This window comes from Micromonospora sp. NPDC049230, assembly GCF_040647875.1.
GTDB lineage: Bacteria > Actinomycetota > Actinomycetes > Mycobacteriales > Micromonosporaceae > Micromonospora.
Genome location: NZ_JBEZCZ010000051.1, coordinates 39,818 through 48,476, shown reverse-complemented (window position 1 = coordinate 48,476; position 8,659 = coordinate 39,818). Strand labels below are relative to the sequence as shown.

General features: G+C 73.0%; 8 protein-coding genes. 2 read left to right on the top strand and 6 right to left on the bottom strand.

The genetic code is table 11. The annotated features are described in order from the left end of the window. The first annotated feature begins 170 nt into the window (after nt 1-170). Together AB0A95_RS30450 and AB0A95_RS30445 are read left to right on the top strand one after the other, a co-directional pair. Complete coding sequence (locus tag AB0A95_RS30450; protein WP_357559168.1) at nt 171-563, top strand: ankyrin repeat domain-containing protein; 393 nt, start codon at nt 171-173, stop codon at nt 561-563. A gap of 32 nt (nt 564-595) precedes the next feature. After that, on the top strand, nt 596-1,546 hold the full coding sequence (locus tag AB0A95_RS30445) for a DUF3500 domain-containing protein (RefSeq protein ID WP_357559167.1): 951 nt from the start codon (nt 596-598) through the stop codon (nt 1,544-1,546). A gap of 39 nt (nt 1,547-1,585) precedes the next feature. Here the strand turns inward: AB0A95_RS30445 and AB0A95_RS30440 are convergent, their stop codons facing one another. From AB0A95_RS30440 to AB0A95_RS30415, 6 genes are all read right to left on the bottom strand, one after another. Continuing rightward, on the bottom strand, nt 1,586-2,344 hold the full coding sequence (locus tag AB0A95_RS30440; protein ID WP_357559166.1) for a class I SAM-dependent methyltransferase: 759 nt from the start codon (nt 2,342-2,344) through the stop codon (nt 1,586-1,588). Between the two features lie 155 nt (nt 2,345-2,499). Further along, on the bottom strand, nt 2,500-2,694 hold the full coding sequence (locus AB0A95_RS30435) for a helix-hairpin-helix domain-containing protein (protein WP_357559165.1): 195 nt from the start codon (nt 2,692-2,694) through the stop codon (nt 2,500-2,502). A gap of 46 nt (nt 2,695-2,740) precedes the next feature. Then, complete coding sequence (locus AB0A95_RS30430; RefSeq protein ID WP_357559164.1) at nt 2,741-3,232, bottom strand: DUF2231 domain-containing protein; 492 nt, start codon at nt 3,230-3,232, stop codon at nt 2,741-2,743. 231 nt (nt 3,233-3,463) lie between these two features. Further along, nucleotides 3,464-4,204, bottom strand: a complete 741-nt coding sequence (locus tag AB0A95_RS30425) for a GAF and ANTAR domain-containing protein (protein ID WP_357559163.1) — start codon at nt 4,202-4,204, stop codon at nt 3,464-3,466. 182 nt (nt 4,205-4,386) lie between these two features. Next, a complete protein-coding gene (gene secA2 / locus AB0A95_RS30420; RefSeq protein WP_357559162.1) occupies nt 4,387-6,678 on the bottom strand; it encodes an accessory Sec system translocase SecA2 in 2,292 nt (763 codons plus the stop codon). Between the two features lie 122 nt (nt 6,679-6,800). Then, a complete protein-coding gene (locus tag AB0A95_RS30415) occupies nt 6,801-8,633 on the bottom strand; it encodes an ABC transporter ATP-binding protein (RefSeq protein ID WP_357559161.1) in 1,833 nt (610 codons plus the stop codon). Nucleotides 8,634-8,659: the final 26 nt, after the last annotated feature.

Genomic DNA, 8,659 nt, shown 5'->3' with positions numbered 1-8,659 from the left:
TGTTCCCCCTCACGGGGCGGCGGGGGGGGGGGCCGGCGGGGGCCGGGGGGGTTTGGGGTTTTGGTTGGCTCCGGGGTGTTGTATCCGAACGAAACCGCGCCATGCCGGATCGCCGCCCGGACTCCGCCTCGGCTCGACCGCCCTCATGAAACAGGCCTTAAGCTGGACCGGTGACCGACCGCCTCGACGCCGAAACGCTGGCCTTCGCGCACCGGATGTTCGACCTGGCCCGGGCCGGCGCCACCGAGGAGTTGGCCGCGCAGCTCGACGCCGGCCTGCCCGTCAACCTCACCAACGACAAGGGCGACACGCTGCTGATCCTGGCGGCGTACCATGCTCACCCGGACACGGTGGCCGCCCTGCTCGGTCGCGGCGCCGACCACTCCCGGGCCAACGACCGCGGCCAGACCGCGCTGGCCGCCGCGGTCTTCCGCAGCAGCACCGAGGCGGTCCGTGCGCTCCTCGCCGCCGGCGCCGACCCGGCCCACGGCACTCCGTCGGCCCTGGAGACCGCGACGTTCTTCGACCTGCCGGAGATGGTGGAGCTGCTGCGCGCCGGCTGACACCGACGCCGACATGCCGGTATACAGGGTCGGTGGAAGATCCGCTGCCCGAGCAGATGCGCGCCGCCAGCATTTCGCTGTTGGCCGCGCTCGACCCCGCCGTCCGCGAGAGCGCCGTGCACCCGTTCGACGACGAGTCGGCCCGACGCTGGTTGGAATACCGGCCCCGCCCCCGTCCCGGCGTCTGCCTCGCCGAGCTCGACATCGCCGGCCGCAAGGCCGCGCACCGGCTGCTGGCCACCGCGCTCAGCCCCTCGGCGTACGCGCAGGCGATGGCGATCATCTCGCTGGAGGAGGTGCTGGACCGGGCCGAGGACTGGCAACGCGGACGGCACAGCGGTGACTACTGGGTGGCCGTCTTCGGCGATCCGGCGCGCGACGACCGCTGGGCGTGGCGGTTGGAAGGACACCACCTGTCGGTGAACATGACAGTGGTGGACGACCAGGTCTCCCCCGCGCCGATCTTCTTCGGCGCCAACCCGGCCACGGTCCGGTACGCGGGCCGTCCGGTCTCCCGCCCCCTCGGTGTCGAGGAGGACCTGGCGCGGGCACTGCTCGACGCGCTGGGGCCGGCCGAGCGGGGCGCAGCGATCATCGCCGACGAGGCTCCGGCGGACATCATCAGCGCCACCCGTGGGCGGGTCGACGGCCCGCTGGAACCTCTCGGCGTGTCGGCCGCCCGCCTGGGGCCGACCGGCCGCGCGGTGCTCGACCAGGTGGTCGCGGTCTACCTGGACCGGCTGCCACCCGAACTGGCCGTGCGGGAGGCGGCGCGCGTCGAGGGCGGCCAGTTGCACTTCGCCTGGGCCGGCCCGACGACACCCGGCCGGCGGCACTACTACCGGGTGCAGGGCGACGACCTGCTCATCGAGTACGACAGCACCAGCGCCGACGGCAACCACGCGCACACCGTGCTGCGCCGCCCCGCCAGCGACTTCGGCGCCGACATCCTGGCCACCCACCACCAAACCCACGAACACTGAGCCCGGGCGCACGGTGCGCGCCCAGATCGGCACCGGGGGTCAGGGGCGGGTCGCCTCGACGAGGAAGCGCTGGGCGTGCGCCACGAAGGGGCCCTCGCTGGTTATGCGGCGATGCAGGGTGTGCAGTTGTGCGCGGTAGCGGTCGACGGTGAACCCGGGCACCGTCCAGATCACCTTGCGCAGAAACCACACCACCGCCCCGACGTCGGCGAAGGTCGCGCGCAGGGTGGCCCGACGCAGGTCGACCACCCGCAGGCCAGCGGCCTCGGCAGCGGCAACCGCGTGCTCGGGGTGCCGCTGCGTCGGCGGCGGCAGCGGGCCGAGGATCGCCTCACTCAACTCCCGCATGGTGCCCGCCCCGATCTGCTGGGACAGGAACGTGCCGCCGGGTCGCAGCACCCGCGCCGTCTGCGCCCAGTCGGTACGCACCGGGTGCCGGCTGACCACGAGATCGAAGGAGGCGTCGCGAAACGGCAACGGCCCGTCCTGGGCGACCGCCACCACAGTGGCACCCACCCGGCGAAGCGTCCGCCGGGCGACCCGCACGTTCGGCGGCCAGCCCTCGGTCGCCGCCAGCAACCTCGGTGGGCGCGGCACCTCGGCGAGCACCTCCCCACCGCCGGTGTCCACGTCCAGTGCCGCGTCGGCGCGAGCCATCCGGTCCGCGACCAGCCGGGCGTACCCCCACGGTGGACGCTGCTCGGTGGCCCGGCCGGCAAGCCAACCGAAACCCCAACCGTCGACCGGCGCGGCAGCACCCTGCGCGATCAACTCCTCGGCCTCATCCCTGGCGTTCACGGCGATCAGCCTCGCGGCCGGCAACGCCGCCGGCAACCCAATTGCCCACTGCCCGGCCGAGCGGGCCCGGTGGTCGCGGGCCACGTCTCCCGGTCGCGGAGATCGTGCGGGCGGCGCCGAGGTTCGGTACCGGTGTTGGCGGGTGCTGGCTGACCTCAGCCGAGCCCCAGGTTGTGCTCTTCGAGGGCGGCCTGGAGGATGCCGAGCGCCTTGGGGCCCATGCCGTGCAGCCTGGCCAGCTCCGAGCGGGGGACGCCGGCGAGTTGACGCAGCGTGGTGTAGCCGGCACCGTGCAGGGCTCGCGTCGCGGGCGCACCGATCTTTGGAAGTGTGTCCAGCGGCGAGGTCATCCGCGGATGATAGTGACAAGCTCCGACACTGCCGCCCCGATCCGGATCAGGGGCGTGGGCGGGGCATCTCCACAGTGGAGCCGGCGAGCGTGTCCAGGCCGCCGGCCTCGGCGCGGCCGGTGTCGAACTGGCGCATCAGCCGGGCGCCCAGGTGCACGCCGACCCCACCGACGGCCAGTGCGACCAGTTCGGTGATCAGGATCGCGGCGGACGCGCCACGCTGCGGGGAGTGCGCCCGGACCAGGCAGGTGAGCAGGAACATGGCGGCCATCACGGTGTTCACCAGGTTGAAGGCGACCGCCGTGCGGCGGGTGTGGTCACCCGGCACGTCCCACAGGTCGACCATCCCGGCCACCGCGGTCAGGGCGGCGGCGACGAGGGCGGCGACTGCCGTCCAGTAGCCGACCTCTCCCAGGAAGGCTGGCCCGCCGAGGACGTCGGTGAGGTCGAAGACGGCCGTGCTGACGAAGAGCCCGAGCGGGAACGTCACGAGCATCGGTTGGATGGGGTGGCCCTGCACGCGCAGCCGGCTCTGCATGGATCCTCCCCGGGTCGGCACACCTCACCTGACCCAGAGTGCTACCCGTGCCCGGTCACCGTGAAACGACGCCGCCCGTCTCCCACCAGCGGGGAGAACGGGCACCAGGCCGGGTGATCGACTCGGTTTCCAGAAAACCGGGTCATCCACGAGCCCCGGACACCCCGACTTCAGGAAACCCGAGTCGATCAACGGCCGGCCACCGCGCCGACCGGCCGAGCGGCCCGGTGATCAGGTGTCGCGCTGGCGGGAGACCGTGCGGACCAGTCGCTCGGCCACCTCCCGCAGCGGGATGTCCAACGACGACGCGGCGGCACGCAGCACCTCGAGGGCCTCGGCCGGCGGGCAGCCGCGCTGGGTCATGATCACGCCGATGGCCTGCCCCACCACACCGTCGTTCAGCAGCGAGGCGTCGCGTTCGCCGGCCAGCACGAACTGCCGGTTGCGGTCGCGGACGGCGGCCAGCAGCAGGCCGGCGTGTTCGGCGAGCAGCATCGCGGTCAGCTGGTGCTGCGGGGTCAGTACGTCCGGCGCACCGGCGTAGAGGTTGATCGCCCCGATCACCTGGTCGTCGATGTCGACCGGCGCGGAGATCACCCCGCGTACGCCGAGGTCGCGGGCGCGTGCCGTCCAGACCGGCCAGCGGGGCTCACCGGTCAGGTCGGCGGCGAGGATCATCTCGCGGCGGCGGATGGCGCTCATCGCCGGCGAGTCCGGCCCGTGTCGCAGGTCGTCCAGGCCGGCCAGCCGCTCGTCGGAGGCGGCCACGCCGGCCGGTTCGCCGGCGCGCAGCGCGGTGAACCCGCACCAGCGCACCCCGGCCACCGCGTCCCGGGTGACCCGGACCAGCGCCAGCAACGCCTCATCAAAATCGGTCAGGGCGATCAGGCCGGCGGTCAGCTCCCGCAACAGCGCGGCGGTTTCCAGGACGCCGAGTGACTGCACCACCGGTTCCCGCGTGTCGAGGTTCACCGGTCCGCAGCCTCCGTGCACTTTCGCGCTGCCCCAGCGGGCATCGTCACCTGTGTCATCGTCTGCCCTCTCCCGACGTAACCGACCAGCCCTACTACCCTGCGTGACCCGGGTCGAAACGGCGCAATCAGGGCCCCGGCCGCCGTGGACGCACGGTGACAGGGGCCCTGATTGTGCCAGGGTCAGCGCGAGGCGCCGCTGAGTCGTCGACCGATCGACGCGATCAACCGGTCGAGCTCGGAACCGAACGGGTTGTCGTGCACCAGGTACGTCCAGGTGGCGGTGGGCCGGACCAGGGTGCCGTCGTCGGGCTGCCAGTCCTCATCGAATTCGGTCTCGTTGAAGGTGGCGAGGGTGCGGGCCTCGATCTCCGGGATCAGGTCGTTGAACGCCGGCACGGCGGCCCGGTGGAACTCGTCAAGCGGGTCGAGCCGGCCCAGCGCGCGCAGGTGCACCCCCTCCCGGACCTCCGACAGCTCGGCCAGGTGCTCGGCCCACAGCCGGTCCAGGTGGTAGAGCGCGATCGACCGGGCCACCCGGGCCAGCAGGTCCTCGTCCATCTCGCTGGCCTTCTCCGGTGCCTTCTCCAGCAGCATCACCGCGGCCACGTCGCTGGTCAGCAGCCGCTCCCGGCGGGCGGCGAGAGCCTTGCGCTGCTGCTCGATCACCACGCTGTAGCGCCAGGTGTTGCGGTGGATCTCGTGGTTGACGCCCTCGGCGACCCGCTGGGCGTGCTCCACCGCGTAGTCCACCTGCTCGTCGGTGACCAGGCCGTCGGCGTTCATCCGTGGCGACGGGGGCACCGAGTCGGCGGCGTGCCGGACGACCAGGTCGTCCTCCAGGCTGACGAGGAAGACGGAGCCACCCGGGTCGCCCTGCCGGCCGGCCCGGCCCCGCAGCTGGTCGTCCACCCGACGGCTGTCGTGCCGGCCGCTGCCGATCACGTAGAGCCCGCCCAGCTCGGCGACGCGCTCCTGGTCGCTCTGGTCGCTGCCGCCGAGCCGGATGTCGACGCCCCGGCCGGCCATCTGGGTGGAGACGGTCACCGCGCCGTACGCGCCGGCCTCGGCGATGATCGCCGCTTCCTCGTCGTCGTTCTTGGCGTTGAGCACCACGCAGGGCACCCCGGCGGCGTTGAGCCCGGCGGCCAGCCCCTCGGACTCCTTGACGTCCAGCGTGCCGATCAGCATCGGCCGCCCCTTGGCGTGCCAGCGCTGGATCTCGTCGATCAGCGCCTCGTCCCGCTCGGCCCGGGTGGCGTAGATCCGGTCCGGCTCGTCCTCGCGGATGCACGGGGTGTTCGGTGGGATCACCGCGACCTCGAGGCCGAAGAACTCCCGCAGCTGATCACCGACCAGCACCGCGGTGGCGGTCATCCCGCAGACCTTCGGGTAGAGCGCGATGTACGCCTGCACGGCGATCGTGCCGAGCACCTCACCCTCGGCGGTGGCGTCCAGGCCCTCCTTGGCCTCGACCGCCGCCTGGAGCCCGTCCGGCCAGCGGCGGCGCTGGGCCACCCGGCCGCGCATCTCGTCGACCAGCTCGACCGAGCCGTCCCGGACGATGTAATCCACGTCCCGATTGAGCAGGGCGTGCGCGTGCAGCGCCACGTGCACCGCGGAGAGCTGCGTGACGTGCTCCTCGTCGTACAGGTCGATGCCGAGCTTGGCCTCGACGGCGGCCAGGCCGGCGGACGTGAACGCCACGCTGCGCCCGTCCTCGGCGACCGTGTAGTGCTTGCCCTTGCGCAGGCCACGGACCAGCGCGGCGGCGGCGTGCACCGGATCCTGCTCGCCCGGCACGGCGCCGGCGAGGACCATCGGCACCCGAGCCTCGTCGATCATGATCGAGTCGGCCTCGTCGACGATCGCGGTGGCCAGCTCGGGCTGCACCCGGTCTTCCACGTCGGTGACCAACTGGTCGCGCAGGTAGTCGAAGCCCGCCTCGCTCACCGAGACGTAGGTGACGTCGCAGGCGTACGCCTCGCGCCGCTCCTGCGGGGTGGATGCCTCGTTGACCCAGCCGACGGTCAGGCCGAGCAGGGTGTAGACCGGCTCCATCCACTGGGCGTCGCGGCGGGCCAGGTAGTCGTTGATGGTGAGCACGTGCACCGGCCCGTTGCCGAGCCGGACGTGCCCGTACGCGGCGATAGTGGCGGTCAGCGTCTTGCCCTCACCGGTGGCCATCTCGGCGACCTTGCCGGAGAGCAGCGACATCGCGCCGATCAGCTGCACGTCGTACGGCCGCTGGTCGAGGCCACGGCGGGCGGCCTCACGGCCGACGGCGCAGATCTCCTCGTAGCCCACGGCGGCACCCGCGGCCTCGGTCAACTCGGCGTCGTCGAGCGCGGCGAGATCGTCCGCACGCGCCTCGATCGCCGGCAAAAGCTTCTCCAGCGGAGCAAGATCCACGGTCGAGCCGGGGCGCTGGAGGAAGCGCCGGAACTTGCTCTTGAACCGTTGCGACACACCCATGAGCGGCAACGGTACGCGATTCCGGCCGGCTTGCGCGGCCCGGCCGCCGGCAAGTCGACACCGAGCGGACTGAGCAGGCCGACCCCCGACGGAGGGAGCAGGTCGACCGCGAACGGCGACGGTCAGCCGACCAGCAGTTGGTGGCTGGCGAGCTCCCGGTAGAGCGGGTCGGTGGCGGTCAACTCGGTATGGGTGCCCACGGCCACCACCCGGCCGCCGTCGAGGACGACGATCTGGTCGGCGTCGACAACCGTGGCGAGCCGGTGCGCCACGATCAACAGGGTGCGGCGGACGGCCACCGCGTCGATGGCGCGGCGCAGCGCGGCCTCGTTGCGCGAGTCGAGGTTGCTTGTCGGTTCGTCGAGCAGCAGCACCGGCGGGCCGGCCAGCAGCGCGCGGGCGATGGCCAGCCGCTGCCGCTCACCCCCGGAGAGCAGCACCCCACCCTCGCCCACCTGCACGTCCAGGCCCTGCGGGGCGCGCTGCGCCAGGTGGCCCAGGTTGACCTCGTCGAGGACCTCGCGCAGCCGGTCGTCGGTGGCGTCCGGCGTGGTGATCAGCAGGTTCTCCCGCAGCGTGCCGGCCAGCACCGGGGCCTCCTGCTCGACGTAGCCGAGCCGGGCCCGCAGCACGTCGCGGGGCACGGCCCGCACGTCGTGGCCGTCGACGCGGATCGCCCCCGCGCCCACCTCGTAGAAGCGCTCGACCAGGGCGAGCAGCGTCGACTTGCCGGCGCCCGAGGGGCCGACCAACGCGGTACGCGTCCCGGCGGCCACGGCGAAGCTGACCTCGTGCAGCACCGGCTCACCGCCGGGGTAGCCGAAGCTCACCCGGTCGAACTCGATCATCGGGGTGGGCCGTCGCGGGGTCGTCGGCGCGGCGGCGGGCGCCGGCGGGTCGTCCGCGCCCTCGGCGGGCACGGCGAGGATCTCCTCGATCCGCTGGAGGGCACCCAGACCGGACTGCAACTGGGTGTACGCCCGCAGCACCTGACCCAGTGGCAGCGCCAGGAGGAACAGGTACATGACGAAGGCGACCAGGTCACCGACGGAGATCGCCCCGGCGGCGACCCGCGCCCCACCGATGCCGAGCACCAGCAGGAACGCGCCCTGCACGGTGATCGAGCCGATCGGGCCGACGAGTGACTGCACCCGGGCCACCCGCAGCCCCGCCTCGTAGGCCTGCCGGGCGCTGCCGGTGACGGTCTGCGTCTCCCGGGTCTCGGCGCGGCTGGCCCGGATGGTCCGGGCCGCCGAGATGGCCCGTTCCACCGCCGAGGTCATCTCGCCGATCCGCTCCTGGGCGGCTCGGGCCAACGCCCGGACCCGGCGGGCGAAGGTGGCGGCGAAGCCGAGCCCCAGCGCCACCCCCAGCAGGGTGACGCCGAACAGCAGCGGGTCGAGCAGCACCATGGCGGTGCCGGCGCCGACCACCGTCACCGCCCCGGTCACCGTCTCGAAGAGCCCGGAGGTGACGACCGCTCGCAACAGGGTGGTGTCCGAGCCCACCCGGGAGAGCAGGTCACCGGTACGCCGGCGGTCGTACTCGGCGATGGGCAGCCGCAGCAGGTGCCCGGCGAGCCGACGCCGGGTGCCCAGCACCAACCCTTCGGCGGTGCGTTGCAGCAGGTAGTCGCGGAGCCCACCGATGACCGCTCCGAGCACCACGAGGGTCACCAGCACCGCCACCAGGTCGGCCACCGGGTCGTCGGTGCCGATCCGGTCGAGCACCGACCGGGTGAGCAGCGGCTGTGCCAGCGACGCCGCCGCGCCGACCAGCGACAGCACGCCCACCACGACAAGGGTGCCGGTGTGCTCCCGCAGGTACGGCAGCAGCGCGCCCAGACCGACCGGCCGGCCCGCGCTGCTGTCGCCGGTCGGCCGGTCCGTCGAGGCGCTGTCGGTCGGGGGGTGCGCCGAGGTGCTGTCGGCCGACCCGCGCGTGGAGGTGCTCATGCCGGGAACGGTAGTCCGCCCCGTCA

Excerpts from the sequence above, each read along its gene's own strand:
- AB0A95_RS30435 (WP_357559165.1), bottom strand. The coding sequence starts at position 2,694 with ATGACCTCGCCGCTGGACACACTTCCAAAGATCGGTGCGCCCGCGACG.
- AB0A95_RS30415 (WP_357559161.1), bottom strand. The coding sequence starts at position 8,633 with ATGAGCACCTCCACGCGCGGGTCGGCCGACAGCACCTCGGCGCACCCC.
- secA2 (WP_357559162.1), bottom strand. The coding sequence starts at position 6,678 with ATGGGTGTGTCGCAACGGTTCAAGAGCAAGTTCCGGCGCTTCCTCCAG.
- AB0A95_RS30430 (WP_357559164.1), bottom strand. The coding sequence starts at position 3,232 with ATGCAGAGCCGGCTGCGCGTGCAGGGCCACCCCATCCAACCGATGCTC.